Annotated in this window: 25 protein-coding genes and 1 pseudogene; 9 read left to right on the forward strand and 17 right to left on the reverse strand. The window is 66.0% G+C overall.

From position 1 onward, the window contains the following. Positions 1-5: 5 nt before the first annotated feature. Complete coding sequence (locus A3OK_RS0107010; protein ID WP_019904231.1) at positions 6-911, forward strand: ABC transporter ATP-binding protein; 906 nt, start codon at positions 6-8, stop codon at positions 909-911. Beyond that, positions 908-1798, forward strand: a complete 891-nt coding sequence (locus A3OK_RS0107015; RefSeq protein WP_019904232.1) for an ABC transporter permease — start codon at positions 908-910, stop codon at positions 1796-1798. Before A3OK_RS0107010 ends, A3OK_RS0107015 begins: the two co-directional genes overlap by 4 nt. Before the next feature lie 308 nt (positions 1799-2106). Here A3OK_RS0107015 and A3OK_RS0107020 read toward each other — a convergent pair whose 3' ends face one another. Then, positions 2107-3138, reverse strand: coding sequence for a ribokinase (locus tag A3OK_RS0107020; protein ID WP_051092909.1), 1032 nt, complete (start codon positions 3136-3138; stop codon positions 2107-2109). Between the two features lie 117 nt (positions 3139-3255). On the opposite strand from A3OK_RS0107020, the gene A3OK_RS0107025 reads away from it, so the two are divergent. Both A3OK_RS0107025 and A3OK_RS22445 read left to right on the forward strand, forming a co-directional pair. Then, positions 3256-3951, forward strand: coding sequence for a GntR family transcriptional regulator (locus A3OK_RS0107025; RefSeq protein WP_019904234.1), 696 nt, complete (start codon positions 3256-3258; stop codon positions 3949-3951). 334 nt (positions 3952-4285) lie between these two features. After that, a pseudogene (locus A3OK_RS22445) lies at positions 4286-4657 on the forward strand (transposase); the annotation flags it as partial. Positions 4658-4783: 126 nt separating this feature from the next. On the opposite strand, the gene A3OK_RS0107035 reads toward A3OK_RS22445, so the two are convergent. The 3 genes from A3OK_RS0107035 to A3OK_RS0107045 are packed head-to-tail and all read right to left on the reverse strand — an operon-like array spanning position 4784 to position 7946. Further along, positions 4784-5650: an ABC transporter ATP-binding protein gene (locus A3OK_RS0107035; protein ID WP_019904236.1), complete on the reverse strand. Its 867-nt coding sequence runs from the start codon at positions 5648-5650 to the stop codon at positions 4784-4786. After that, positions 5647-6459 carry an ABC transporter permease gene (locus A3OK_RS0107040; protein ID WP_245259417.1) on the reverse strand — a complete coding sequence of 271 codons (813 nt, stop codon included), beginning with the start codon at positions 6457-6459 and terminating at the stop codon, positions 5647-5649. The genes A3OK_RS0107035 and A3OK_RS0107040 overlap by 4 nt, the downstream gene beginning before the upstream one ends. Before the next feature lie 47 nt (positions 6460-6506). After that, positions 6507-7946, reverse strand: coding sequence for an ABC transporter substrate-binding protein (locus tag A3OK_RS0107045; RefSeq protein ID WP_026597013.1), 1440 nt, complete (start codon positions 7944-7946; stop codon positions 6507-6509). A gap of 343 nt (positions 7947-8289) precedes the next feature. Between A3OK_RS0107045 and A3OK_RS0107050 the strand changes: the two genes are divergently transcribed. Beyond that, positions 8290-9054, forward strand: a complete 765-nt coding sequence (locus A3OK_RS0107050; RefSeq protein WP_026597014.1) for a Crp/Fnr family transcriptional regulator — start codon at positions 8290-8292, stop codon at positions 9052-9054. 87 nt (positions 9055-9141) lie between these two features. Here A3OK_RS0107050 and A3OK_RS0107055 read toward each other — a convergent pair whose 3' ends face one another. From A3OK_RS0107055 to A3OK_RS24710, 6 genes are all read right to left on the reverse strand, one after another. Further along, complete coding sequence (locus A3OK_RS0107055) at positions 9142-10101, reverse strand: HEAT repeat domain-containing protein (RefSeq protein ID WP_026597015.1); 960 nt, start codon at positions 10099-10101, stop codon at positions 9142-9144. A gap of 5 nt (positions 10102-10106) precedes the next feature. After that, a complete protein-coding gene (locus A3OK_RS0107060; RefSeq protein ID WP_019904241.1) occupies positions 10107-10340 on the reverse strand; it encodes a ferredoxin family protein in 234 nt (77 codons plus the stop codon). Between the two features lie 26 nt (positions 10341-10366). Continuing rightward, entirely contained in the window at positions 10367-12103 is a 1737-nt protein-coding gene (locus A3OK_RS0107065) for a fumarate reductase/succinate dehydrogenase flavoprotein subunit (protein ID WP_019904242.1), read from the reverse strand. Between the two features lie 8 nt (positions 12104-12111). Beyond that, positions 12112-12417 (reverse strand): DUF971 domain-containing protein, encoded by a 306-nt coding sequence (locus A3OK_RS0107070; protein ID WP_019904243.1) that lies wholly within the window; start codon positions 12415-12417, stop codon positions 12112-12114. A 131-nt stretch (positions 12418-12548) separates the two neighbouring features. Next, positions 12549-12845: a hypothetical protein gene (locus A3OK_RS0107075; RefSeq protein WP_019904244.1), complete on the reverse strand. Its 297-nt coding sequence runs from the start codon at positions 12843-12845 to the stop codon at positions 12549-12551. A 4-nt stretch (positions 12846-12849) separates the two neighbouring features. Then, positions 12850-12981, reverse strand: a complete 132-nt coding sequence (locus A3OK_RS24710) for a hypothetical protein (protein WP_019904245.1) — start codon at positions 12979-12981, stop codon at positions 12850-12852. 61 nt (positions 12982-13042) lie between these two features. Here A3OK_RS24710 and rsgA point away from each other — a divergent pair, with 61 nt between their 5' ends. Continuing rightward, positions 13043-14059 carry a ribosome small subunit-dependent GTPase A gene (gene rsgA / locus A3OK_RS0107085; RefSeq protein WP_245259326.1) on the forward strand — a complete coding sequence of 339 codons (1017 nt, stop codon included), beginning with the start codon at positions 13043-13045 and terminating at the stop codon, positions 14057-14059. A 76-nt stretch (positions 14060-14135) separates the two neighbouring features. Continuing rightward, positions 14136-14798, forward strand: a complete 663-nt coding sequence (locus A3OK_RS0107090) for a 2,3-bisphosphoglycerate-dependent phosphoglycerate mutase (protein WP_019904247.1) — start codon at positions 14136-14138, stop codon at positions 14796-14798. A 7-nt stretch (positions 14799-14805) separates the two neighbouring features. On the opposite strand, the gene A3OK_RS0107095 is transcribed toward A3OK_RS0107090, so the two are convergent. Beyond that, complete coding sequence (locus tag A3OK_RS0107095) at positions 14806-15192, reverse strand: phage holin family protein (RefSeq protein ID WP_019904248.1); 387 nt, start codon at positions 15190-15192, stop codon at positions 14806-14808. Between the two features lie 665 nt (positions 15193-15857). Between A3OK_RS0107095 and A3OK_RS0107100 the strand changes: the two genes are divergently transcribed. Beyond that, the gene (locus A3OK_RS0107100; RefSeq protein WP_245259327.1) at positions 15858-16877 is read left to right on the forward strand and encodes a helix-turn-helix transcriptional regulator; all 1020 of its coding nucleotides are present in this window, start codon (positions 15858-15860) and stop codon (positions 16875-16877) included. Positions 16878-17359: 482 nt separating this feature from the next. Then, a complete protein-coding gene (locus tag A3OK_RS0107105) occupies positions 17360-17602 on the forward strand; it encodes a hypothetical protein (protein ID WP_019904250.1) in 243 nt (80 codons plus the stop codon). 161 nt (positions 17603-17763) lie between these two features. Here A3OK_RS0107105 and A3OK_RS23265 read toward each other — a convergent pair whose 3' ends face one another. The 6 genes from A3OK_RS23265 to A3OK_RS0107135 are packed head-to-tail and all read right to left on the reverse strand — an operon-like array spanning position 17764 to position 24106. Further along, positions 17764-18273 (reverse strand): GNAT family N-acetyltransferase, encoded by a 510-nt coding sequence (locus A3OK_RS23265; RefSeq protein WP_019904251.1) that lies wholly within the window; start codon positions 18271-18273, stop codon positions 17764-17766. A gap of 21 nt (positions 18274-18294) precedes the next feature. Further along, a complete protein-coding gene (locus tag A3OK_RS0107115; RefSeq protein ID WP_019904252.1) occupies positions 18295-19035 on the reverse strand; it encodes a class I SAM-dependent methyltransferase in 741 nt (246 codons plus the stop codon). Next, positions 19032-19829 (reverse strand): phytanoyl-CoA dioxygenase family protein, encoded by a 798-nt coding sequence (locus tag A3OK_RS0107120; RefSeq protein ID WP_019904253.1) that lies wholly within the window; start codon positions 19827-19829, stop codon positions 19032-19034. The genes A3OK_RS0107115 and A3OK_RS0107120 overlap by 4 nt, the downstream gene beginning before the upstream one ends. Positions 19830-19858: 29 nt before the next feature. Beyond that, a complete protein-coding gene (locus tag A3OK_RS22455; RefSeq protein WP_019904254.1) occupies positions 19859-20677 on the reverse strand; it encodes a WbqC family protein in 819 nt (272 codons plus the stop codon). Beyond that, entirely contained in the window at positions 20674-21972 is a 1299-nt protein-coding gene (locus A3OK_RS0107130) for a DegT/DnrJ/EryC1/StrS family aminotransferase (RefSeq protein WP_019904255.1), read from the reverse strand. Before A3OK_RS0107130 ends, A3OK_RS22455 begins: the two co-directional genes overlap by 4 nt. After that, the gene (locus A3OK_RS0107135) at positions 21953-24106 is read right to left on the reverse strand and encodes a tetratricopeptide repeat protein (RefSeq protein ID WP_019904256.1); all 2154 of its coding nucleotides are present in this window, start codon (positions 24104-24106) and stop codon (positions 21953-21955) included. The genes A3OK_RS0107130 and A3OK_RS0107135 overlap by 20 nt, the downstream gene beginning before the upstream one ends. Positions 24107-24433: the final 327 nt, after the last annotated feature.

Raw genomic sequence — 24433 nt, forward strand, 5'->3', positions numbered from 1 at the left:
ACACCATGATCGCCGTGGCTCCCCGTTCCGATTTCGCCATCACCGAACTGCCGGAATCCCGCTCGCGCGGTTCCACGCGGCGCGAGGACGCGCGTGCCCGTTCCTCCGTCGCAGCCGAGGCGATCCCGCTGCTGCGGATCCAGGGCGTGACACTGGAATATCGCACGCCGGAGCGGGTGGTGCGCGCCACCCATCGCATCGACCTCGATATCCATCAGGCGGATCGCTTCGTCCTGCTCGGGCCGTCCGGTTGCGGCAAGTCCACCCTGCTCAAGGCGGCGGCCGGCTTCATCCGCCCCGTCGAGGGTGAGATCACCCTCGGCGGCGTGCCCGTGCGCGAGCCGGGGCCCGACCGCATCGTCGTCTTCCAGGAATTCGACCAGCTGCCGCCCTGGAAGACGGTGGCCCAGAACGTCGCCTTCCCTTTACGCGCCGCGCGGTCCCTCGGCCGGCGCGAAGCGATGGACCGGGCGCGCCACTACATCGACAAGGTCGGGCTGACGCCCTTCGCGGACAGCTACCCGCACCAGCTCTCCGGCGGCATGAAGCAGCGCGTCGCGATCGCGCGGGCACTGGCGATGCAGCCGAAGGTCCTGATGATGGACGAGCCTTTCGCCGCTCTGGACGCCCTGACCCGGCGCCGGATGCAGGAGGAGTTACTGTCCCTCTGGGACGAGGCCCGTTTCACCCTGCTCTTCGTCACCCATTCCATCGAGGAGGCCCTCGTGGTCGGAAACCGGGTGGCGCTGCTCTCGCCCCATCCGGGCCGGGTCCGGGCCGAGTTCAACAGCCATGCCTTCGATCTGACCAGCATCGGCAGCCGCGACTTCCAGGACGCGGTGCAACGCCTGCACTCCCGCCTGTTCGAGACCGCTCCCGAGACCGCCGCAGTCACGGGGGCGACCGCATGACCAATGCCAGTCTCGCGAACCGGCCTCTCGTCCCGCCGGTCCGACCGGAATACGACCATGTGCTTCCCCCCTTCGTCGAGCTGCCGGTGGAGCGGGCGCTGCCGCTCTCGGCCCGGCTCTGGCAGCAGGATTGGCTGCGCAAGGGTCTGATCCTCGTCGCCCTCGCCCTCATCTGGGAGGGGCTGGCGCGCTGGCAGGACAACGATCTGCTGCTGCCCGGCTTCGTCGACACGATGTCGGCCCTGGTCGATGGACTGGTGAACGGCGAATTGCTGGACCGGGTGCGCATCTCCCTCGTCGTGCTGCTGCAGGGGTATCTCGTCGGCATCGTGCTGGCTTTCCTGCTGACGACGCTGGCCGTCTCGACCCAGTTCGGCCGCGACCTGCTCTCGACCCTGACGGCGATGTTCAATCCGCTGCCGGCGATCGCGCTGCTGCCTCTGGCCCTGCTCTGGTTCGGCCTCGGTTCGGGCAGCCTGATCTTCGTACTCATCCACTCGGTGCTGTGGCCGATGGCGCTCAACACCTATGCGGGCTTTCAGGGTGTGCCCGAAACCTTGCGCATGGCGGGGCGCAACTACGGCCTGCGCGGGCCGTCCTACGTCGTTCAGATCCTGATCCCCGCCGCGTTGCCGGCGATCCTGTCCGGCCTGAAGATCGGCTGGGCCTTCGCCTGGCGCACGCTGATCGCGGCCGAACTCGTCTTCGGCGCCGCCTCGGGACGCGGCGGACTCGGCTGGTACATCTTCCAGAACCGCAACGAACTCTACACCGACCGCGTCTTCGCCGGCCTCGTCCTCGTCGTGGTCATCGGCCTCGTCGTCGAGAACATCGTGTTCGCGGCCTTCGAGCGGCTCACCGTCCGCCGCTGGGGCATGGCGCGATAGTATTTCGGAAGCAGGCTTCCTGCGAAGAACCCTGGATGAACGGATCGGTTGTGAAGCAGGGGTCGATCGCTCCATCGCCATGCTCGAAAGCCGATGGTGGCAGATCTAGGCAATCGAAACAACAATTCGGACTGCGCGCAATAACATGGAAGTCCCCATATAATCGGCGTGTTCACCAATACTCATGCGGCAGTGAACTGATAGCCGAGATAACGGCAGAAATAAAGGTTTTGTGCTCTGGGAGAAGCGTCGAAAAACTCATCCGGAACCGATGTTCTTACACGGCGCATTCCCTATTGCCCTGATCACTATCCCTTCGGCCGATGCTTGGCTGCCGGCGATGCAAGGTCGAACGGGACGGAACCCTCCGTCATGGGCGTATGCGCGCGCAGGAAGTCCGTGACCTCGGCCTGGGTCGGCAGGCCGTCGAGGACACCGTGGCGCGCCACCATGATGGCGCCACAGGCGGCAGCCATCCGGCAACTCGCATCCCAGGGCCGGCCCGCGAGGAGGCTGGCCGCCAGACCGGCGGTGAACGCGTCTCCGGCGCCGATCGTGTCGACCACGTCGACCGGGTAGGCCGGCTGATCCAGGACCGTCGAACCTGCCAGGACAATCCTCGCCCCTTCCGCGCCGAAGGTGATGACGAGCGCTTCGACGCCTCGCTCGAACAGCACGTCCGCGAGGCGTGTCGCCTCCGCGCGCAGGACCGCGAGGCCGGCTTTTTGCGGAAGCCGCGGACCGAGAAGAGCCTCGGCCTCGGTTTCGTTCACGACGAGGATGGTGGTCGATGCCAGGATCTCGTCGGTCGGCATCCGGAACGGCGATGCATTGAGAAGCGTCGGGATGCCGGCGCTCCGCGCGATCGCAAAGGCTTCGGCGACAGGATCGTCGCCGATCTCGAACTGGGCGAGCACCATGGCTGCGGAGGTGATGCCGGCCGCCGCCGAACGGACGGCCTCCCGCGACAGCAGCCGGTTCGCACCCGGCTGGATCGCCAGGCAATTTTCGCCATCGGCTCCGACGAAGGCCACGCCGATGCCGGTGCTGCCGGGATGGAGACGCAGCATTGAGGCGGACAGCCCCGCTCGCTCGAGCGCGGCCTCGGCCAGTGTCCCGAGGTGATCGGTTCCGATCGGAATCAGGCCCTCCACGGGAACTCCGAGCCGGCTCAGACCGGCGGCGACGTTGAACCCCTTGCCGCCGGCATCCCAGGCGAAGGAGGAGGCGATGAGCGATTCGCCTGGGCGCGGAAGCCGGTCGACATGGAACGTGCCCGCCGCGACGAAACTCCCGAGCACAAAGGCGCTTCTCGCGTGGCTCGTCTGATGTAACATCATGTGCGACGTTGACCGTGACGTGCCCCGTCCGCACGCCCTCGACACGATGCTGCTGCATTGACCAAAACACCAAGCCTTTTCGGGACACTCCGAATACAGAACGACACGGCGCTACCGATGTATCGGCAGCTGGAGCACCAGTTCCGGGCCATGATCGTCGACGGCACGCTTGCGCCGGGCACCACCCTGCCCGCCGAGCGCAAGCTGGCGCTCGACCTCGGAGTCAGCCGAAAGACCGTCCAGCAAGGCTACGACGCCCTGCGCATCCAGGGGTTGGTGAGCGCTCATGGGCGTCATGGCTATCTCGTCGAGGATGGCTTCCGCCGCGTCGAGCCCGGCATGGAGCGCCTCAAGGGCTTCACGCAGGAGATGCACGAGCTTGGCCGCGTCGCCTCCTCGCGCGTTCTCGAACAATCGGTCGGCGAGGACCGGTCCATCGCCTCGATCTTCGGCCTCGCCTCCGCAGCCCGCTTCCTGCGGCTCGTGCGCGTGCGCATGGGCGACGGCATGCCTCTGTCGGTGGAGAAGGCCTGGTACGATCTCGGCGCTGCCCCGGATCTGGCGGAGGGAGATCTGTCGGGGTCGATCTACGCCCGTCTCGTCGAATGCGGTGCCCCCCTGGTCGATTGCGAACAGACGATCGAGGCCGCTTCGCCGGAGACGCAGGAATGCGCGATCTTCGGCTTCTCCGTGCCGCTCCCATGCCTGCTGATCAAGCGCCGTTCATACGGTCGCGACGGCCGGATGATCGAGTATGTCGAAGGGCTCTTTCGTGGCGACGCCTACGCGTATCGGCTGCGTCTCAGGTCGTGACGATTGCTGCCCCGGTTCGGGGCGCACATCGCCGGTGCAGGTGAATATAGCCCGGTCTTGTCGTGGTCGATCTCCCGTCTCGGCGGCGACGTGGACGGCACCGGGATCGCTGGCTTCGCTGTGCTGCGAGCGGAACGACGACGCTTCATTCGGCCGATCCGATTGTCTGCTGTTGCTGCCGCCATTGATGGGGCGCGGATTTATCATTAAACTTGAGGAATCGGTGTTCTTGCAGCAGGAGGTGCTCATGGACTCGGTGGAATCTTTCGGGTCAAGTTGTGCCATCGTGCCATGGCGACCATTACTTGATCCTGATTCAGGGTGTCGAACGGACCTGCGCGAGACATCGTTTTTAACGTCGGTCTGGCCCGGCTCGTCCCTTCTCACCGATGATCTCTGGAACGAGATCGCCTCGCTGGTTCCCCCTCCCCGCCCCCGTCCGAAGGGCGGTCGTCCGCCCATCGGTGACCGCGCCGCGTTGACCGGCATCCTGTCCGTCCTGAGTTCCGGCCTGCCCTGGGAGATGCTGCCGGCCGAGATGGGCTGTGGCTCGGGCATGAGTTGCTGGCGCCGCCTGCGGGATTGGCAAAAGGCGGGGGTCTGGACGGGCATGCATCGGGTTCTGCTGGAACGGCTTGACGCTATGGCTCGGATCGACTGGAGCCGGGTGAGGCTCGACGGCGCGCCGGTCCCGGCCAAGACAGGATCCTTGACGGAGACGGCATCCGCGACGTGACGTCCTCCACGTCGCGGTCGAGCGATCGCGGAGACGGGGCACCCGGTCGCCTGCCGTCTCGCCTGAACCGGACGGGCAGCGCGGCGCATCCTCGCCTCAGGTCGCTCCGTGCCTCCCCGGAACGCCGATGGGCGTGAGGCGCGGCAGCGGCAGACTGTTCGGGTCGGAATGCAGCAGCTTCAGGCAATAGTGCTTCAGGCTCTTGAATTCCGGATCCGCGACCAGATCGCGCTGCCTCGGGCGAGCGAAATCGATGGCGAGATCGTCGAGGATGCGACCCGGTCGCGGCGTCATGACGAGGATGCGGTCGGCGAGGAAGATCGCTTCGTCGATATCGTGGGTCACGAAGAGAATCGTCGTGCGATGCTGGCTCCAGACCTTGAGCAGAAGCTCCTGCATCGTCATGCGGGTCTGCGCATCGAGGGCGCCGAAAGGTTCGTCCATCAATAGGACGCGGGGGCGGGTGATGAGCGCGCGGGCGATCTCGACGCGCTGCTGCATCCCTCCCGAAAGCTCCGCCGGATAGCGATCCTCGAAGCCGGCGAGCCCGACCTGGGCAAGGAAATCGCGGGCCTGGTCCAGGCGAGCGCGTTTTCGAACGCCCTTCATCTTCAGGCCGAACGCGACGTTGTCGATCACGCTGCGCCAGGGAAACAGCGTGTGATGCTGGAAGACGATGCCGCGATCCGGGTGTGGACCGGTGATGGCCTGCCCGTCGAGGCCGACGCTGCCGCGATGCAGGGCGAGATGCCCGGCGACGGCACCGAGCAAGGTCGATTTCCCGCAGCCCGAGGGACCGAGGAGACAGACGAACTGCTCGGGCGCGATATCGAGATCGATGGTCTCGACGACATCGAAGGCGGCGGCTCCCCGGCCGAGCCGGATGGTGCCGCCCGCCATGGCGACATGGCCGCCGAACGAGGCTGGCGGTTCCGTGATCCCGGCCGCGACCGCCGCGCTCATCGTCCGCCTCCCGCAGCGACCCAGGGCGTCATCAGCGCACCGATCCGGCGCACCAGCAGGCTCGATCCCATCCCGAGCAAGCCGATCAGCAGCATGCCGACGACGATGTCGTCGTAGTTCTGCAGCGTATAGGATTCCCAGGTGAAGTAACCGATCCCGTATTGACCCGAGATCATCTCGGCGGTGACGAGGCAGAACCAGGCCGTTCCCATGCCGATCGCGGCACCCGTGACGATGCTCGGCGTCGCGCCGGGCAGGATCACCTCGCGCAGGATCGCGCCCCAGCCCGCGCCGAGGCTGCGGGCGGATGCGACGAGCCGCGGGCTGACGTTCTCGACGCCGTGAATGGTGTTGAGGAGGATCGGGAACAGCGCGCCCGTGAAGGTGATGAACGCCATCGACAGTTCGGAGGAAGGAAACATCAGGATCGCCAGGGGGATCCAGGCGACGGCGGGGATCGGGCGCAGCACCTCCAGCGGTGGAAGCAGGAGGTCGCTCGCGAGCGGGGAACGGCCGATGGCGAGCCCGAGGCCGATCCCCGCGGCCAGCGCCGCCAGAAAGCCCAGAAGGACCCGCGTGAGGCTCGCTCCGAGATGCGGCCAGAGCGCGGGCGATCGGACCAGGGCCAGGGCCGCGCGTGCGGCTTCGATGGGCGTCGGCACGTTGCGGAAGCTGACGAAGCCGAGATCGACCTTGCCGCTGGCCGCCAGATGCCAGAGGGCCAGGCTCGCGGCGAGGGAAGCGGCTCGCAGGGCGAGACGCCGTCCGGGGTAGCGAAGCCGCGCCCGTCGACGTCCTCTTCCGGCCACCCCCGGGCGGGTCACCGGCGACCCGAGGGAATCCGTGAGAGAGGCGCTCACCGGGCGCTCAGCCGCGCGCCGCCGGAGCGCGCCGCGGCGAAGTCGATCACCTCGCCGCCGTGCCGCGCGGCGTAGGCCTCGGCGTCGCCCTTGAGCAGGAAGGCGTCGAGGCGCTTGTCGGCATCGCGCACGAACCAGGCCTGGGTCGCCAGGAGCTTGATCCCCGACTGCCGGTCCTGGGCGTAGAAGGCGCGGGCGACACGTCCCTCGCGCTCGGCCTTGGCAAGGCCTGCGAAGGCCGCCTCCGGCGAGGCGTAATGCCAGACCTTCGGCTCACCGCGAATCCAGACCTGCGCCACCCGCGTGGGATCGGTGATCGGCTGCCCGGTCCCCGCATCCGCCGCGACCAGCGGCGTCTGCGCGTAATCCCTGAGGCGAACCTCGTAGTCGACGCCGGCCTGCGCCGCAGCGGCCCGGATGAAGCGGTCATCGACGAACCGATCGAGATCGATGTCGGAATCGGCCTTCTTCAGAAGCTTCAGGGTCTCGAACGAGGTCTTCACCGCCTGACGGTATTCCGGCTTCCAGGTGACGTCGCGGGTCTGGAGGCCGAGGGGGCCATGGAACAGGTAGGCGACTTCCGCCTCGATCCCGGTGACCTTCTCGATCAACTCCGCGTATTTCTCGGGCTCGGCGGCGATGATGCGGTCCGCCTCGATTCCCGCCCGCAGATAGGCCGTGACGATCTCCGGATATGTCTCGGCGTAATCCGCATCGACGAGCGCGCCGTGGAAGGTCGGGGCGCCGGCCTGCGAGCCGTCGTAGATCTTGCGGGCGAAGCCGCGCCAGGGAAACAGTTCGGCGAAGGGCACGAAGTCGGCGTGAGCGTCGATCTTGTTGGCGAGGAGCGCCGAGCCCGCCACCTCCGGCGCCTGGGTGATGATGGTCACGTCCCGCGCCGGATCCCATCCCTGCGCCTTCACGGCCCTGAGCAGCAGCCCATGCGCGGTGGAGGCGAAGGGTACGGAGATGGTCTTTCCTTTCAGGTCGGCAAATTGCTGAACGGGCGATTCCTTCGGCACCACGATGCCGTTGCCGCTGCCCTTCACGCTGCCCGAGAGCACACTGATGAACAGGCTCCTGCGCCCGGCCTTGTCGAAGGCGTATCCGTTGAGGGAGCCGGGAAAATCGGCCATGGCCCCGAGATCCAGCTTGCCGGCGACCATCTCGTTGGTGAGCGGCGCGCCGCTGGTGAAATTGCGCCATTCGATGGCGTAAGTCACATCCTTGTACTTGCCGTCACGAGGCAGGAACTTGTCCAGAAGCTTCAATTCGCGGATCAGCAAACCGCCGGTGGCGCAATTGATCGTGGTATCCTGGGTGCCGACCGCGATGCGGATCGTCTCCGCCCGAGCAGCGCCGAGGGCCGTGCCGGTGAGGAGGAGAGCGGCGACCGTGCGGGTGAGGTTTCGGGCGAGCGGGCTGGAGTGAGTCACGCGTCGGTCTCCATCGGAGTGGAAGGTCGCCGCCATTCGGGTCCGGACCGGCATCCGGTCGGCACCTCGAAGCCGCAGCGACGGACCCATCTAGCGGCGTCCGACCGCATTGCGGCGAGCAATTAATTTCATTCGGGCGAGATGTCTTGAGGTGAAGCGAAGCTTTTTCGACGCGACGAAAATAATATCTCTTCGATTAGGCAAGAATAGAAATTCCTGTTGTCGCGAGAGCTTGATTTGGAATTGCTCCAGACCGCCCCGATCGGATAATCGCGTTGCAGCGTGACCCCTCGCGTCACGGTCGATTCCCCGCCGTACCGATCGCCCGAGAGCAATGTCCATGATGTCTTCGGCGGCGATCGCACAGCCCGAATCCCGTAAACCGGCCACTCTGATCGCGAGTGCGCTCTTTCTCAGCGAGACCATCGACGGGCTCGACGACGGCGCGAACTTCCTCGATGGCCTGACCGCGGCGGAGACCGCCCGGGTGCGGGCGGCGGGTCGATCTCTGACCCTCGCGCCGGGAGAGAGCGTGTTCACCCAAGGGGCGCCGCATGCCGGCATCTTCCTCATCGAGGAGGGGCGTGTCCGCGTCTTCTATTCCGGTCCGTCCGGTCGCCAGGTGACGCTCGCCTACTGGACGCCGGGCCATTTCGTCGGCGGCCCGAGCATCCATTGCGGCGGCTCCCACCAATGGTCGGGGATCGCCATCGAACCGGTGCGCGTCACGGTCCTGTCGAGCGCGACCCTGCGCGGCCTGATCCGCCAGATGCCGGGCTTCGCCCTCTGCCTGATCGCGGCGCTGGAGGCCAAGGGCCGCTGCTATACCGCGATGGCGCAGATGCTCGGCACCCGCTCGGTGATCGAGCGCCTGGCCCAACTCCTCATCAATCTCGGCGATCTCTATGGGACACAGGAGGGGGGCACGGTGGTGATCCATCGCCGCATCACCCATGACGAGATCGCCGCGCTCGTCGGCTCGACCCGGCAATGGGTGACGATGATGCTCAAGCGCTTCCAGCAGGACGGGATCGTCGCGGTCGACAAGGCGCATATCCGCCTGCTGCGACCGGGACGGCTGCAGGAGATCGTGCTGACCGAGGGCTGACGCCTCATGCCAGGCCCAGTAAGGTTCGTCGGGCGAAAACTGCCGCGCGGGCAGACCTCGACGAGTCGCGCTCATCGAGGTCCGGGATCAGGCCTGCAACCGGTCGAGGGCCCAGCGCGCGGTCTTGCGCACCTCGGGATCGGGATCCTCCGCGATGGCCTCGAGCCCCGCGCGCGCCTCTCGGTCGGCGATCTCCCCCAGCGCCGCCGCGGCCTCCTTGCGCAGGGCCGCCCGCTCATCGCCGAGGATGGCAAGAATCGCGGCGACGGCGCGTCGCTCCTTCAGCTTGCCGAGGCTGCGCAGGGCTTTCTGGCGCACCTGCCAATAGTCATCGCCGAGCGCGTCGCGCAGAGCGGCGTGGCGGCCGCCCTGCCCTGTCCGTCCAAGGGCATCCGCCGCGATCTCGCGCACTCCCCAATCGGCATCGCCGAGTGCATCCGCGATCGCATCGACGGCATGGCCATGGCGGGAGAAGGCGAGTGCACCGACGCCCGCCCGCCGGACCTCGGCATCCGGGTCGCGCGTGGCTCCGATGAGAGAGAGCAGTGCTTCCTCGCGCTTGAGGTAGGCGATCACGCCGACCGCCTGGGCGCGTACCACGGGTTCCGGGTCGCCCAACGCCGCAACGGCGGGACCGAGGGAATCCGCGAGGCGGAGATTGCGCAGGCCTCTCAGGGCCGCGGCGCGCACGAAGGCGTCCGGATGCCTCACGAGGTGCAGCAACGGCGCGCCGGCGGCCGGATCCTTCAACTCGGTCAGGCTCTCGGCCGCCGCCGCCGCCACGCTGGAATCGGGATCTGCGAGGGCGATGGCCAGCGCGGCTGCCGTCGCCGGGCCATCGAAGCCTCCGAGGGCTTCGGCTACCTGACGGCGCATTCCGGCATCCGGGTCGGTGACGGCATCGGCGAGATGCGGGATCGCGTCCGGGTCCGCGGTCTCCGCGAGCCCTAGCACGGCGACCCGGCGCACCGCCGGATCGGGATCGGCGAGGCCGAGGGCGAGTTCGGCGACGTCGCCGAATTCCTCGAAGGGATCGGTCGCGGCCATCGTGATCACCGCAGCAGGTAGGGGATCTGGACGCTGACGGCGCCCGTCGGGCAATCGGTCTCGCAGGGCATGCAGTACCAGCACTCGTCGTATTTCATGTAGGCCTTCCCGGTCAGGTCACTGATCCGCAGCACGTCGAGGGGGCAGACATCGACGCAGACGCTGCAGCCCTTGTCGGCGATGCATTTGGACTCATCCACGGTGACGGGCACCGTGCTCGGGGCGTGGGCGAGGGGCATCGCGAGGTTCCTTCTCGGCCTTGTATTCAGGCCTGCTTGCGGACGCGCTGGCGGTCGTAGGCGCCGCGCTCGTCCTCCGCGATCGGCACGATGTAGGGGGTGACGGGGCGCTTCTCGCTGACCATGCGGCCCTCGTCCTTGCGCAGGATGGTGTGGCAGAACCAATCCGCGTCGTTCTTCTCCGGATGGTCCGTGCGGTTGTGATAGAGGCCCCAGCGGCTCTCGGTGCGGTACAGCGAGGCCGCCGCCGCCATGTCGGCGCAGTCCAGGATGGACGAGGCTTCCAGCGCCCGCATCAACTCGTGACTGTCCCGGACGACCATGCGGGTCTCCAGATCCTCGCGAATCTCGGCGAAACGGCGCTGGCCGATCTCCATCTTGGCCGTCACCTTGGGCGGCTGCAGGTAGTCGTTCACGAAGCGCCGGGTCTTGTATTCGATCTGGTTCGGCGGGATGCCGTCCTCGCGTCGGGTCGGAGCCAGCACCCGGTCGCGCTCGTGGGCGATGTCGTCCTGCGAGATCTCAGGCCAGTCGATCTGCGCCGCCCGATCGGCGGCGTCCTCGCCCGCGATGGCTCCGTTGGTGAAGGCGCCGAGCATGTAGCTGTGAGGCACGTTGGCCATGTCGCCGGCCGCGTAGAGCCCCGGCACGGTGGTGCGCGCGAATTCGTCGACGAAGACGCCCGAGGCGCTGTGGCCCGAGCAGAATCCGACCTCCGAGATGTGCATCTCGATCATCCGGTTGCGATAATTCGTGCCGCGGTTTTCGTGGAAGCGCCCCCGCGAGGGCCGCTCGACCTTGTGCAGGATTGTCTCGATCTCACCGACCGTGTCGGCATGGAGATGATCGAGCTTGAGGAAGACCGGCCCTTTGCCGCTCTGCAACTCGTTGTAGAATTCCTGCATCATCTGGCCCGACCAGTAATCGCACTCGATGAAGCGCTTGCCCTCGTTGTTGGCGGTGTAAGCCCCGAATGGACCGGCGACATAGGCGCAGGCCGGGCCGTTATAATCCTTGATCAGCGGATTGATCTGATAGCATTCGAGGTTCGCGAGCCCGGCGCCCGCATGGTAGGCCATGCTATAGCCGTCGCCGGAATTGGTGGCGTTCTCGTAGGTTCCCCAGAGATATCCCGATTGCGGCAGGCCGAGGCGGCCGGCGGCGCCGAGGCACAGGATCACCGCCTTGGCGCGGATCACCAGGAACTCGGCGCTGCGGGTGTTGACCGCCACGGCGCCCGCGATGGACCCATCGGGGGCGTTGAGGAGCCGGGTCGCCATGAAACGGTTCGAGATCAGAACCTGCGCCTTGCGCAACTGCCGGTAGAGCGCCTTCTTCACCGTCTCGCCATTGGGCATCGGCAGGACGTAGGTGCCGAGATGGTGCACCTTCTTGACGTCGTAATCGCCGTTTCCGTCGCGCTGGAATCGGATGCCGAAACGGTCGAGTTCCTGGATGATGTCGTAGCAGCGCTCGGCGTATTTGTAGACCGGCGCCTGATCGCAGATGCCGTCATTCGCGATGGTGATTTCCTTGGTGTACTGCTCCGGCGTGGCGTAGCCCGGAATGACGGCGTTGTTCAGCCCGTCCATGCCCATCGAGATCGCGCCCGAGCGCTTCACGTTGGCTTTCTCCAGCAGGACGACCCGAGCCTTCGGGTTGCGCAGCTTCGCCTTCAGGGCTGCCATCGGGCCGGCCGTGCCACCGCCGATCACCAGCACGTCGCAGGCGACCTCGGAGGTCGCGTCGTGAATCTCGTCCATGGCAGGCCTCAGATGCGCGCGTCGGCGCGCTCGGCCAGCGCGCGCAGGTAGGGCCAGGGGAAGATCCCGCGATCATGGCCATCGGAGAACACGAGATTCACCGCGTAGGCGCCGACCGGGAGGACATCGCGGATCGCGAGGTCGGCGGCTAAGGCCGGGGGCAAGGCATCGACGGCAGCGCGCACCATGTCGGCGCTGCGGCTCCCGGCGCGCAGGGTCGCCGCCGACAGGGACGAGGTCGTCCCGTCCTCCCACTGGACGTCGAGGCGCCGGGCCCCCTCCGTCAGCCTGATCTCGCGCGGGATTGCCGCCATCGCTTCCTCCTGGTCGTACCCGGCGGTTCGATGAGAACCGGGGGGACCACGACGGTTAGAGCGGAGCGCGAACCGGATTGTTAGAAACTAATTGCCTTGCTCGACCTTCCCCCTCGCAACGCCTGCGATCGTCAGGCGTCGTCTTCGCGGCTGAAGACCTCTCCCTCTTCCGCCAGCCGCGCATTCGCCTCGTCCGTCCGCAATTCCGTCAGGGCACGGTATTCCCGCAGCCGCAGCCGGAGTTGCGAGCCCGCCTCCTCGCAATCGGCCGGCGCGTCCGCATCGGGGGCGCAGCCCTCGATCGTCTCCGAGGTCTGCCGGTCGACCGCCGCACGCTCCGCCTCGCTCAACCCGGCGAGCTCGCCGAGGCCGAGTTCCAGCGCGATCAGGGCCGCGATCTCCTCGCGTTTCTCGTCCAGTTTCGACATCGCCTCACCCACCGCTCGAATCTGTCCCGCCGAAGACCGGCATCTTGCCACCGAAGGCCGGCATCTTGCCGCCGATCACCGGTATCTGTCCGCCGATGATCCGCATCTTGCCGCCGGTGAGCAAGGGGACGCGCATCCGTCGACATGCTGTCCCCGCGCGCTGGTCATTCCCGCGAGGCCCTGTCATGGCTTCCCGCGTGACAGATGATCTCAGCGCCCCCAACCCCGTGCGACCCCTCCGTCTCGGCTGGTCCGATTTCTTCGAGGAGCAGCGTGAGCCGGCCGAGGCCGATCTCGTGCCGATGCGGATCGCGACCGTCCACCGCTCCCGCCTGACCGCCCTGTCCCTCGCCGGTCCCGTCGGTCTCGTGCTTCCGGTCCATACCCAGACCGGCGATTTCGCGGTGGGCGACTGGGTACTGGTCGAATCCGAGACCGGCACGATGCGTCGCCGGCTCTCGCGCAAGAGCGTCCTGCAGCGGCGCAACGAGGGCGGAGGTCCGCTGCAACTGGCCGCCGCCAACGTCGATACCCTGTTCGTCGTCACTTCGTGCAACGCGGATTTCAACATCGCCCGGCTGGAGCGCTACTTGGCGCTCGCCAATCAGGGCGGGACCGATCCGGTCATCGTCCTGACCAAAGCCGATCTGACCCCCGATGCCGAGACCTTCCGGCGGCAGGCCGCCGACTTGCAGCGCGGGCTCGCCGTCGTGATGGTCAATCCGCGCCTGCGAGACGCCGTGGCGATCCTCGCCCCGTGGTGCGGCGAGGGCCTGACCGTGGCGGTCGTCGGCTCCTCGGGGGTCGGGAAGTCGACCCTGGTCAACACACTCGCCGGCCCGGATCAGGAACTTCCGCAGGAAACCGGGGGAATCCGCGAACACGATGCCAAGGGGCGCCACACCACGACGGCGCGCTCGCTTCACGCCATCGCGGGCGGCGGCTGGGTCATCGATACGCCGGGGATGCGCACGCTGCATGTCAGCGACGCCGCGGACGGCATCGACACCCTGTTCGCCGAGATCGTCGAACTGGCCCCCTCGTGCCGGTTCCGGGACTGCACCCATGCCCACGAGCCCGGCTGTGCCGTTCAGGCCGCGGTCGCCGATGGCAGCCTCGACCCCGAGCGGCTGACCCGGTGGCGCAAGCTCCTCGACGAGAACCGGGCCAATACTCCGGTCGTCACCGGTCCGCGCGGCAGCCGGAAGCGCTGACGCAGCGGAACCCCACAGGGCGGCCGCGCCCGCGAGACTTTCACTCGACCCTCTTCAATTTGGACCTTGCTCCCGAATGCCCGTTCAGGCCCGCACGCTCGTCATCGTCCGTCACGGACAAAGCCTCGACAACGAGCGCGATCTCTTCTCCGGCATCCGGGACCCCGATCTGACGGGACGCGGCGTCGAGGAGGCGGAGATTGCCGGTCGCCGGTTGAGGGAGCTCGGATTCTCCTTCGACCTCGCCTTCACCAGCGAGTTGACGCGGGCACGGCGCACGATGGCCCTCATCCTGGCGCAACTCGGACAGACGGACCTCGCGGTTCGACGGAGCACCGCGCTGAACGAGCGCGATTACGGGCAGCTCGCCGGGTTGAACAAGAGGGAATCCCAGGAGCGCTGGGGCGCCGAGCAGGTCCGCACCTGGCGGAAATCCTTCGATGCGGTTCCGCCGGGAGGCGAGAGCCTCGCGATGACCGCCGACCGGCTGATCCCGTACTATCGCGACGAGATCGGTTCGCAGGTCCGGGCGGGCAAGCGGGTCCTGCTCGTGGCGCACGGCAATTCGTTGCGGGCGCTGATCATGCATCTCGACCGGATCGGCGCGGACGAGGTCGCGGATGTCCATCTCGCGACGGCCGAGATGCAGGTCTATCGCTTCGACGAGCACGGGGCGGTGATCGAGAAACGGTCGATCCTCGGCCACAACCGCGAAACCGGAGACGGGACGCGTTCCTGAACCGGCATCAGCGGGTTTTCCAGGCGTCCCGATCCCGCGCGAACTGGCGCCGCGTCCGCATCGGCTCCAGATTCGAGAGGGACATCAGGCGATACCCGACCACGAAGAGAGCGAGCGTCACGGCGGCGAATGCGCCTCCGACGACCAGGGACGCGATCAGGTCCGAACCGAGGAGGAGCGCCAGCCCTCTGACGGTCGCCACCAGGAGCACCAGCAAGCCCGCCAGGACGAAGAGCGCCGACATCAGGAACAGCGAGAGCGGAACAGCGATCTGCCTGACCGCCGCCGCGATCTCGGCCTGAAACAGGACGATCTGCTTGGAGAGAAGGATCTGTGTCTCGCCGATCGCATCGCCCACGAGGAGCAGGAGGCTCCGGTCATTCCGTTCGCTCATGCATCCCCTCGCATCGACACATCGCGTCCTGAACGCGGGTGATCCCTAAAAACAGCGCCACACCCGCCGGAGCATGAGATAGGACTCCGTGACGGAGCGACAATCGCCGACCGCCGCCGACGATGCGCGACGGGTTCGAGACGGCTCTGCCGGTGTTGCCCATCGCCACGCTCGACCTCGCCGAGTCGGTCGCCCCGGCGACGTCGAACTCGCGAACGCTCCGTGCCCCACGGATCGCGGCACGGCCCTGCCTATCGGGCGAATCGATCCGCTCCATGGAATTGTGTGCATCGGATTTCGCTGTATGGAAGATATCAATTCCGCGTTGCGCCCATGTCACGCTCTTCGCGGCCCGCAAAATTCGGCACTGTCGTCATCGACAGGGCGCGAAGGTTGCCATCTTACTTTGTTTGTACCGCCTCCATGGCGCCGTGACTTGATCCCGATCTCCCTCCAACTTGCGGACCGGCATGGGCAATCCGCTTCGGCACCACTTGTGTAGGAGCAATCGATGGGGCACGCCCCTGGGTGGCATGGATGTCCGGTCGTGAAAGAACCCCTGATTCAACCCAGGAGCTTCGATGTACCTCGATGACGAGACACTCCGCGACATCGAGAATTCCCTGACCCATGCGGCGATTCGGTCGGACAGGTGGGAGGAGACGGTGTCCCGGATCGCCTCCGCGACCGGAGCGCGAGGGGTCGTCGCCATTCCATTGAAGGGGCGCGTGCCGGGCCTGCCGATCAGCGCCAGTCTCGAAGCGTTGGGGGACGGCTATTTTCGCGGCGGCTGGTGGCAGAATGACTACCGGGCGAAAGGGATTCCCAAGCTCCTGACCACCGGTCTGTTCGTCGATCAGGATTATGCGACACCGGAAGCGATGCGGTCCGAGCCGTTCTACGCGGACTACCTGAAGCGGCACGGGTTCCAATGGTCGGCCGGCCTGATGGTGGAAGCGGGCGGCGATGCCTGGGCCATGATGCTGCAGCGGACCATCGAGCAGGGTCCCTATACGCTCAAAGAACAAGCCGCATTGCGCCGGCTGATCGCGCCGCTGAATCGCGCCGCTCAGCTTGCGCACAGCCTCGGAGAGGCCCGGCTGACCGGTATCGCGGACACTCTGGACACCATGCGGTCGCCGAGCCTGCTTTTGAGCAGGGCGGGGCGCGTGATACGGATCAGCGCCAGCGCGGAACGGTTCCTCGGCCCTGACCTCGATGTGCGACGGGGCGAACTCATCGTTCCATCCGACGCAGAGACGACGGCGAGGCTCCGGTCTCACATCGCGGCAGCCCTATGGTCCGATCTGAAGGTCGCATCACCGGCCTTGGCGCCCGTGATCGTTGATAGGGCGGCCGGTCGACCCCTCGTTCTTCGCGCCCAGCCTCTCCGCAAAGCCGGTCTGGAATATTTCGACGGTTGCCGCGCCATCCTCACGATCGGTGATCTGAATGAGAGTGGCAAGGTGGATAGCGGCGTCCTCAGAACGCTATACGGACTGACCCCGAGGGAAGCGGAGCTTTGCCAGGCTCTCGTGGCGGGCTCCAGCGTCAGCGAATCTTCGGATCGGCTCAAAATGTCGATCCATACGACCCGAGCGCATCTGAAACAGATCTTTGCCAAGACCGACACGTCCAGTCAGACGGGATTGATGATTCTCTTGAGCCGACACATCGGACTATAGTTCGTTTTCAGACTATAGTTGTCAATATGATGATCCGTCATGCCAGTCGGTACCGCCGTTACGGGTATGGAATGCTGCCAATGTCATGGCGCCGAGCCGGGGTTTTCCAGGCGGCGACCGACATGTCGATACGCTCGATGGGCGATCCGGACATTCCCGAGAGTTTGTCGATCCCCCCCAAATGGGTGATGCGACAGATCGCTTCTTTCCGCTAAGCTTCAAGACGACTGACCGGAACGTTGGGACGACCAACACGAACGGATCGTGCGAGAGGGGCTGTTGCACGGAGATCGCCATGTGTTCGAGCCGGCTTGCAGCGGAGGATAAGGCACCTCCCCGCCATGCGGCGAGGGTTGCGTTCTGCGACGCGGTCATCGTCGACGAGGGAGACGTTGCTACGCCGGCGGGCAGCCTGAGCCATCTTCGTGAAAACGCTCAAACAGTGCACTTCCATTCCTTGTCAGACTAACGTGGAGCGTCGGATGGCCAATCATTATTGCCTCGATCCCTTTGACTCCTATGCGCAGGACGAGGTGTTGGTGATTTTCGAGGGTACGTATCCTCACATTCGATTGCTGTCGGTGATCGACAAAAACAAGAACGACATTCTTTCCGCCCTCGTGGACGAGCAGCGTCACGACCTGGTCCGCGAGATCGCGGCATTCCACCGTCCGGGCGTCGGTGACGCAGATGTCGTGGCCTCCGCGGGAGTCTTGGCAGGGTAGGAAATTCTGATCTTTGAGCTTTAGACTTGCCGATTCGTTGCAAGCCAAGGAATGGACGGCGGTCGCACTTTACAAGGCCTCGACGGAACCGATAGTGCCGACGAACGGGATCGGGCATCCCGAAAGGCTATTCTGGGCGCATCGTCTCTAATGCTGACCGCTTAGTTCCGCTTCTCAAGCTGAGGCACCAGATAGAGCGACAACTGCAAGGTCTCCTCCGCCTCGGCATCTGTCGTGAAGCCCAGCCTGCCGTAAAGGCGGAGTGCAGTGGCTTTCCGATCGACGCTGAGGGTAACCCGATGGAAGCCGAGGCTGCGGACATGGCTGATCGCCTGCTCGAGAAGGCGGCGCCCGAGGCCGGCGCGTGTCAGATCCGGATTTACGCTGACGCTTGTGACGAAGGCGCAGTTCCGTTCGGGATCGTCGCAATACACGGCGACCAGTCCGACGAGGGCCGAGCCCGACCACGCCTCGAACCTCTCTGCCCGCGCCACGAGCTTCGCGGCATAGTCGGCCAGTGGCACGCGCTGACCGAGCGGTGGGGTAAAGGCCGCGTCGCAGGCGGTGAGGTGCGCGAGGACATCGCCTGACCGAGAGCGGTTGCGATGGAATTGCGGCCAATTCCCGGAGTCGGAGGCGATACCGGGCTCGCGGTGGCGATCCTCAGCCATGTTACTGATCGCCGTCGATGCTCAGCCGTCGCCGCGTTCGCAGATCAGATAGATGCTGGCGGTCAGATCCGGGTACTGATTTCCCAGTTGATAGCAGCCTTCGACATAGGCGTCGGAGATGATGCCGGCGGCCAGCGCAGCGTCGAACTGGTAGTTCGCCAAGGCTTTGAAGATCAGGCCACCGCGATGCAATGTCGAGAGACCGGCTGCGCGGGTCGCTCGTTCCAGCGTATCGAAAGAGAACGTGTTCCGATGCCCGTTCGCCGCCTCCGCCGGCGTCACGGCGCTGTTGTGCGAAATGAGTCCCATCTTTACGGCGATCTGCCGCGATGGCGCATTCGCGTTGGGAACCAAGAGGAACAGGCGTCCGGTGGGGGAAAGCCAGCGCTCGATCCGGCGCAGGACCAGCACGGGATCGTCGAGGTGTTCGAGCGTGTTGATCAGGAAGATCGCATCGAATGTCTCCTCCAGCGCCAGATCCTCGAATGTCGAGCAGAGGAAGCGGGGACCGTCGCCCAGGCGATGCCGTGCGGCATCGACGAGGGTCTGAGCAGCCTCGACCACCGTCAGATCGGGATAAAGTCCGGCCAGCCATTCGGTCGATTCGCCCTGGTAGCACCCGAGTTCGAGGGCGCGGCCGGATGGCAGGAATGGTGCGAAGGCTCGCATCATGTAGCGCCGGGTAATCGCGTCGAAGTCGTAATTGTAGCGCCGGTCGCCCATCTGCGCCGCCTCGCGGTCGTAGTCGCGCAGTTCGCTCATCCCTGGTCCGCCTTGTAGAGCCGCTTTGCGGCCGGCTGATAGAATTCTTCGTACGACACGGGCACCATCGCGTTGAAGCCGAGCAACTGGCGCATCCGGGGCGAGGCCGCCTCACCGTAATCACGGCCGAGGAAACGGGGATAGTCCATCTGCTGCTTCACGAAGGCCCGGCTGAAGCTGAGCGTCAGCGCGGTGCGGATCGTGTCGGTGCGGTTGCTGCCGGCTGCGTGCCACAGGTTCGAATCGAACAGCACGATGCTGCCGGCAGGCCCGACGAGGCGATCGGATTCCGCCCAGAACACGTCCTCCGGCGGAGGCGTCGGCGAATGGTGCGAGCCGGACAGGACGTGCGTGGCGCCGTTCTCGGTGGTGAAGGGATCGACCATGACCAGCATGTTCAGCATCAACCGCAGGTCGCCCCCGAACGTACGCACGTCGCGATGGATGCGGTGGAGATAGCTCGTCGCCGCCGGTCCGACGCTGGCTGGGTTGAACGCATGGAGGATGTAGGCGTCGCCGCCGAAATAATGCGCGACCAGGGTATCGACCCAGTCTCGTTCCAGGAAGCCGTCGAGGGCCGCGTACTGACCCACGGAATGATGGGCCGTCCCATCGGGCGAGGCGGTCGCGCCCCCTTCGACCTGGCGCCGGCCGCAATCGTCGACGGTCTTCAGCACGGCTGTGCGGATGGCCGCCAGGTCCTCGGCGGGAACGATACCTTCGAGCAGGACCCAACCCTTGCGCTGGAACTGCTCGTCGAACCAATCAATGTCGCGTGCGGCGGGACCGGCCATATCTCATTCCTCAAGCTGAAGCGTTTCGGTCAGGCAGCCGCGGATGCGCACCGCGGTGCCGGGAGGGCCGCAGGCTCACCGAGGCTCTGGGAGGCAGGACCCGGCCCTTCCCCGACGAGGAGGTCGTAGCTTTCGGTCAGCATGGCCCTAAGCGACGGTCGCGGGGTGAACATCATGACGTCAATGATCGACAGCCAGGGCACGAAGGGACGAGGGCCCTGGTCATAGGCGACGGGCCGGGCACGGAGGAAGCGCAAGGCGATCCCGCGCCGCGCGAACGCGACGGGATCATAGAGCGCCGTGCCGCCGATCGGATTGATGTAGCTCGTCGCGCCGAGCCGCTCGCAGAGGCCGAGGACGCGATCCTGACAGCGCAGGTCCGTGTCGCCTTCGATCTCCGAGGCGATACGGATCGGCGTGTCGATCCCCAGATGCGCACAGGTTCGGACCAGCGCATTCCTCAGGTGGTCGAAGAGAGTGGCGCCCTGGTAGCGCAGGGCCGATTCGACCAGCGGCATGGTCTCGTCGACATGCGGGGCACGCCGATAGGCCTGAGCGATCTGGGCGCAGAGCCTGTCCGGCGCGTAGCTCGCCGCCACCCGGCGCTCGCGGATGTCGAGATGGTCGCCATCCTTCTCGAGCGGCAGGGTGAAGACGATCGGCTCGCCATCACGAAGGTAGCGGTTGCGGTTGATCCAGCCCTTCTTGGTATATTTCGCCGTGTCGTAGATCACGAACTCATCGACGGCCGCGATCAACTGAAAATAGCCGATATAGGGAAACAGGTAAGGCTGCATGATCGCCACTGCGGACGGACGTGCCGCGGCCGAAGGCGCGGTCGCCGTCATGGATTGGCGATCCGCGCAACGATGCGTGCCACGACCGCTTCGTCCAAGTCCGGATAGATCGGCAGGCACAGCACCCGGTCGGCGGCCGCTGCCGCCACGGGGAGGTGCTCGCGCCGGGCGGAGGGCAGCGTCCGATACATCGGGTATTCGGAGATGAGCGGGTAGAAGTAGCGCCGCGGATGGATCCCCTCGCGCTTGAGGGCGTCGATGAGCGCCTCGCGACCGATCGGGTAGTCGGGTCCGAGCAGAATCGGGAAGTAGGCGCAGTTCGCCGCGTCCTCGCCGGCCGTATCGATGCAACGGACGCCGCGGACCTCGCGAAGCCCCTCCCGATACGCCGCGTCGATGGCCTGTCGGCGCGTCAGGGCGGCGTCGACATGGTTGAGCTGAACCAAGCCGAGGGCCGCATTCATCTCGCTCATCTTGCCGTTGAGGCCCACATCCACGACAGATGTCTCGCCGTCGTGGCCGAAGTTCTTGAGCTTGTCGATCTGATCCTTTCGAACTGGATCGGCACAGATGATGGCACCGCCCTCGAAGGTGTTGAACACCTTCGTCGCATGAAAGCTCAGGACCGACAGGTCGCCGTAGTTCAGAACACTGCGGCCCTTATAGCGCACGCCGAAGGCGTGGGCCGCGTCGTAGACCACCTTGAGCCCATGGGCCTTGGCGATCGCGTCGATCGCCTCGACGTCGCAGGGATGGCCGTAGCAATGCACGGGCAGGATCGCGCTGGTGCGCGGCGTGATGGCGGCTTCGATGCGGGCCGGATCGAGGTTCAACGTGACGGGATCGACATCGACGAAGACGGGGATAAGCCCGCACCAAAGCAAGGCGTGGGACGTCGCGACGAAGGAATAAGGGGTCGTGATCACCTCGCCCGATAGTCCCAGCGCCCTCAACGCCACCATCAGCGCCGTGGTCGCATTGTTGAACAGGGCGACCTGCGGAACGCCGAGATAGTCGCGGAGACGTCCCTCCAGCTCCTGATGAAAGGGGCCGCCATTGGTCAGAGTCCGCGTCTTCCAGATGCGCCGCAGAAGTGGTTCGACTTCCTCGAACGGGGGCAGGAATGGACGCGTGACGTAGATGGGCCCGTCCGTCGCGCTCCCCGCGTCGCCGGCGCCGCTCGGACCGGGCGTGGCGGCGGCGAGCGCGGCCGTCTCGAGGATCCGTCCGAATTCCTGCTCCAGCCTCTGCAGCGTGGTCTGGATCGGCGTCAGCGCGACGCCCTGCGGATCGTGCGAAGGGCCGTCGTCGAGGGCGGGCGTGGATTTAGGCAGAGCGGTTGTCATCGACCCAGCGCCTCCACATCGCACGGAACGCGTCACCGATGTCGGCGGCCAGGCGCGCATGATCCATCAGGGGGCTCGCGAGCATGCGCGCACGCAGTCCGGCACGGAGATCCCGCAGTCGATCGGGATCTCGCGCGAGGTCCAGCGCACAGGCGGCATAGGCCTCCGGAGTCTCGGCCACGAGTTCCTCGAGTCCGACGGCCGTCAGAACCGCCGCGCCAGCGCTCGCAACGGCGCTGTCTCCCCGCAAGGTGACGAAGGGGACCCCCATATAGAGCGTGTCGCAACTCGTCGTTCCGCCATTGTAGGGGAACGAGTCCAGCGCGATGTCGATCTCGTGATAGAGCGCGAAGTAACCGGTCGAGACCCGCGGATGCAGGCGCACCCGGTCGAGCGGCAATCCGGCTTTCGCCAGGCGCTCCTCGACCTCGGTCAGGATGTCGGGCTCACCGACATCCGCGATGACCATGAAAAGGCGCGCATCGGGAAGTGCGTGAAGCATGCCGGCCCAGGTCTGCAACGCCCGGTCGCTGATCTTCTCGAAGCGATTCAACACGCCGAAGGTGACGTAGCCGTTGTCCTCGAACGGCGCGCGGCCGCGCACCTCCGGAGGATCGCCGCGCAGCTGGTAGGTCGCCGAGACTCCGGGCAACCGCCAGAGCGCCTCGGTGTGCATGGCCTCCGACAGGCCGGGGCGGTCGTGCACCCGGTCGGTCAGGCGGTAATCGATGGCCCGCAATCCCGTGGTCGCGGGATGACCGATCCAGGTCACCTGAACCGGCGCCGGCTTGCGCGCGAAGACCGCCAACCTGTGGCCGGCGCTATGCCCCGACAGATCGACGAGGATGTCGATGGCATCCGCTTCGATGAGATCCGCGACCGCGTCGTCGCTCATTCCCGACACGTTGTGCCACCCGTCGAACAACGTGCGCAGGGAGGCCGAAATCTCGTCCTCCTTGGCGCGTGTCATGTAGGCGCGCACGTCCAATCGGGTCCGGTCCAAGTGCCGGAGAAACGGCTCGATGAACCGGGCGACGGCATGGGTATACAGATCGCCGGAGACGAACCCGATGCGCAGCCTCCGTTCGAGGTTCCGGTCGTTGGCGAAAGGGCGCCGCCTCAGGAAGGGCTCGGCGAAGCGGAGACCGAAGGCCCTGGCGTCGGCGGCGTAGTCGACGGCCGAAACGCCCTCGGCGTAGAGCTTCGCGAACAGGCGGTTGGAATGGGCCGCCATGTTGGACGGGTCGAGGGCGAGCGCCCGATCGAAGCTGTCGATCGCCTCGGGCAGATGGCCGAGGCTCTTCAGGCTGGAGCCGAGATTGATGTAGGCACCGACGAAGCCGGGATCGAGCGCGATCGCCTGCCGCGCGTGGCTCACCGCCAAGCCGTGGCGCGAAATCCTCTCGAGCACGCCGGAGAAGTTCGAATGCGCGAGGGCGAGATCCGGAGCGAGCGCGATGGCCTTCTCCAGTGCCCAGATGGCACCGCCATGGTCTTCCATTCGGGCCAGGATCGCGCCGAGGCTGCTGAGATAGGAGCCATTTTCCGGCTCGCGGTCGATCACGATGCTGAAGAGATCGAAGGCCTGTTGCAGGCGACCCGTCTGCGCTGCGACGACCCCTGCCAGATAGGTCGCGCCCGAATGCGTCTCGTCGAGAGCGAGGACGAAATTCAGCAACGTCTCCGAGGCGGGAAAATCGTGCGTGTCGAAGCGCGCCTGTGCCAGGGACATGGCATGGCCGAGGACGTCTTTGAAGGTGGATCGCGACTCGTCGTCGGACAGGCCCCGATCCCGGAAGCGCTCCATCAAGGCATGCGCTTCGCCGACCCGATCCACCTCCAGAAGCGCACCGACCAGGGCGAACCAGTAAGCCGGCCGTTCGGGCGCGGCCCTCAGGGCGGAGACGAAATGCGGGATCGCCGGCCCGGGCGACTCGGTCTTACAGGTGAGGAGACCGAGATGGTAATGCGCGCTGGCATCCCCCGGGGACAGTTCGAGCGCGAGCTGGAGGTTCCGGTTCGCCTTCTGGAAGCGGCCCGCCGCCAGATGCGCGTTCGCTTTGGCGAGATAGCGACCGATGGGTTCCAGGGAGCGTGGGCGCTCGACCGTGCGCGTTCTGCGGTGTTCGAGCATGTCCAGCCTCTCGTGCCTCCGAAAAGTATTGAGCTATACTTAACAAATCGTTAACATTCGTTTTGATCAGATAAGGATAGGACATGCCCGTTGTCCGATGAGTCTATTGAGGCGTGGGTTAAAGGCATGGCGATAAATCCAGTCGATTTTGTCTGCCGATACTGAATTTCTGCGCCTCGACATTGAAGAGGACGTCCGCATGGCCGGGGACTGCGTCACCGCCATATGGTCAGGCGGGGGGGCGTCAGGCTTCCACGGGCCTCGCCGCTATATGGCTGTCCCGATCTTCGGGAATTGGTCGCATCGGTTTCCGGCCGTCGCGCGCTA

It is taken from the genome of Methylobacterium sp. 77, from assembly GCF_000372825.1.
Classification (GTDB): Bacteria; Pseudomonadota; Alphaproteobacteria; order Rhizobiales; family Beijerinckiaceae; genus Methylobacterium.

Coding starts and splice junctions, on each gene's coding strand:
- A3OK_RS0107010 (WP_019904231.1), top strand. CDS start 6: ATGATCGCCGTGGCTCCCCGTTCCGATTTCGCCATCACCGAACTGCCG.
- A3OK_RS0107015 (WP_019904232.1), top strand. CDS start 908: ATGACCAATGCCAGTCTCGCGAACCGGCCTCTCGTCCCGCCGGTCCGA.
- A3OK_RS0107020 (WP_051092909.1), bottom strand. CDS start 3,138: ATGATGTTACATCAGACGAGCCACGCGAGAAGCGCCTTTGTGCTCGGG.
- A3OK_RS0107025 (WP_019904234.1), top strand. CDS start 3,256: ATGTATCGGCAGCTGGAGCACCAGTTCCGGGCCATGATCGTCGACGGC.
- A3OK_RS0107035 (WP_019904236.1), bottom strand. CDS start 5,650: ATGAGCGCGGCGGTCGCGGCCGGGATCACGGAACCGCCAGCCTCGTTC.
- A3OK_RS0107050 (WP_026597014.1), top strand. CDS start 8,290: ATGTCTTCGGCGGCGATCGCACAGCCCGAATCCCGTAAACCGGCCACT.
- A3OK_RS0107055 (WP_026597015.1), bottom strand. CDS start 10,101: ATGGCCGCGACCGATCCCTTCGAGGAATTCGGCGACGTCGCCGAACTC.
- A3OK_RS0107060 (WP_019904241.1), bottom strand. CDS start 10,340: ATGCCCCTCGCCCACGCCCCGAGCACGGTGCCCGTCACCGTGGATGAG.
- A3OK_RS0107065 (WP_019904242.1), bottom strand. CDS start 12,103: ATGGACGAGATTCACGACGCGACCTCCGAGGTCGCCTGCGACGTGCTG.
- A3OK_RS0107070 (WP_019904243.1), bottom strand. CDS start 12,417: ATGGCGGCAATCCCGCGCGAGATCAGGCTGACGGAGGGGGCCCGGCGC.
- A3OK_RS0107075 (WP_019904244.1), bottom strand. CDS start 12,845: ATGTCGAAACTGGACGAGAAACGCGAGGAGATCGCGGCCCTGATCGCG.
- A3OK_RS24710 (WP_019904245.1), bottom strand. CDS start 12,981: ATGCGCGTCCCCTTGCTCACCGGCGGCAAGATGCGGATCATCGGCGGA.
- A3OK_RS0107090 (WP_019904247.1), top strand. CDS start 14,136: ATGCCCGTTCAGGCCCGCACGCTCGTCATCGTCCGTCACGGACAAAGC.
- A3OK_RS0107095 (WP_019904248.1), bottom strand. CDS start 15,192: ATGAGCGAACGGAATGACCGGAGCCTCCTGCTCCTCGTGGGCGATGCG.
- A3OK_RS0107105 (WP_019904250.1), top strand. CDS start 17,360: ATGGCCAATCATTATTGCCTCGATCCCTTTGACTCCTATGCGCAGGAC.
- A3OK_RS23265 (WP_019904251.1), bottom strand. CDS start 18,273: ATGGCTGAGGATCGCCACCGCGAGCCCGGTATCGCCTCCGACTCCGGG.
- A3OK_RS0107115 (WP_019904252.1), bottom strand. CDS start 19,035: ATGAGCGAACTGCGCGACTACGACCGCGAGGCGGCGCAGATGGGCGAC.
- A3OK_RS0107120 (WP_019904253.1), bottom strand. CDS start 19,829: ATGGCCGGTCCCGCCGCACGCGACATTGATTGGTTCGACGAGCAGTTC.
- A3OK_RS22455 (WP_019904254.1), bottom strand. CDS start 20,677: ATGACGGCGACCGCGCCTTCGGCCGCGGCACGTCCGTCCGCAGTGGCG.
- A3OK_RS0107130 (WP_019904255.1), bottom strand. CDS start 21,972: ATGACAACCGCTCTGCCTAAATCCACGCCCGCCCTCGACGACGGCCCT.
- A3OK_RS0107135 (WP_019904256.1), bottom strand. CDS start 24,106: ATGCTCGAACACCGCAGAACGCGCACGGTCGAGCGCCCACGCTCCCTG.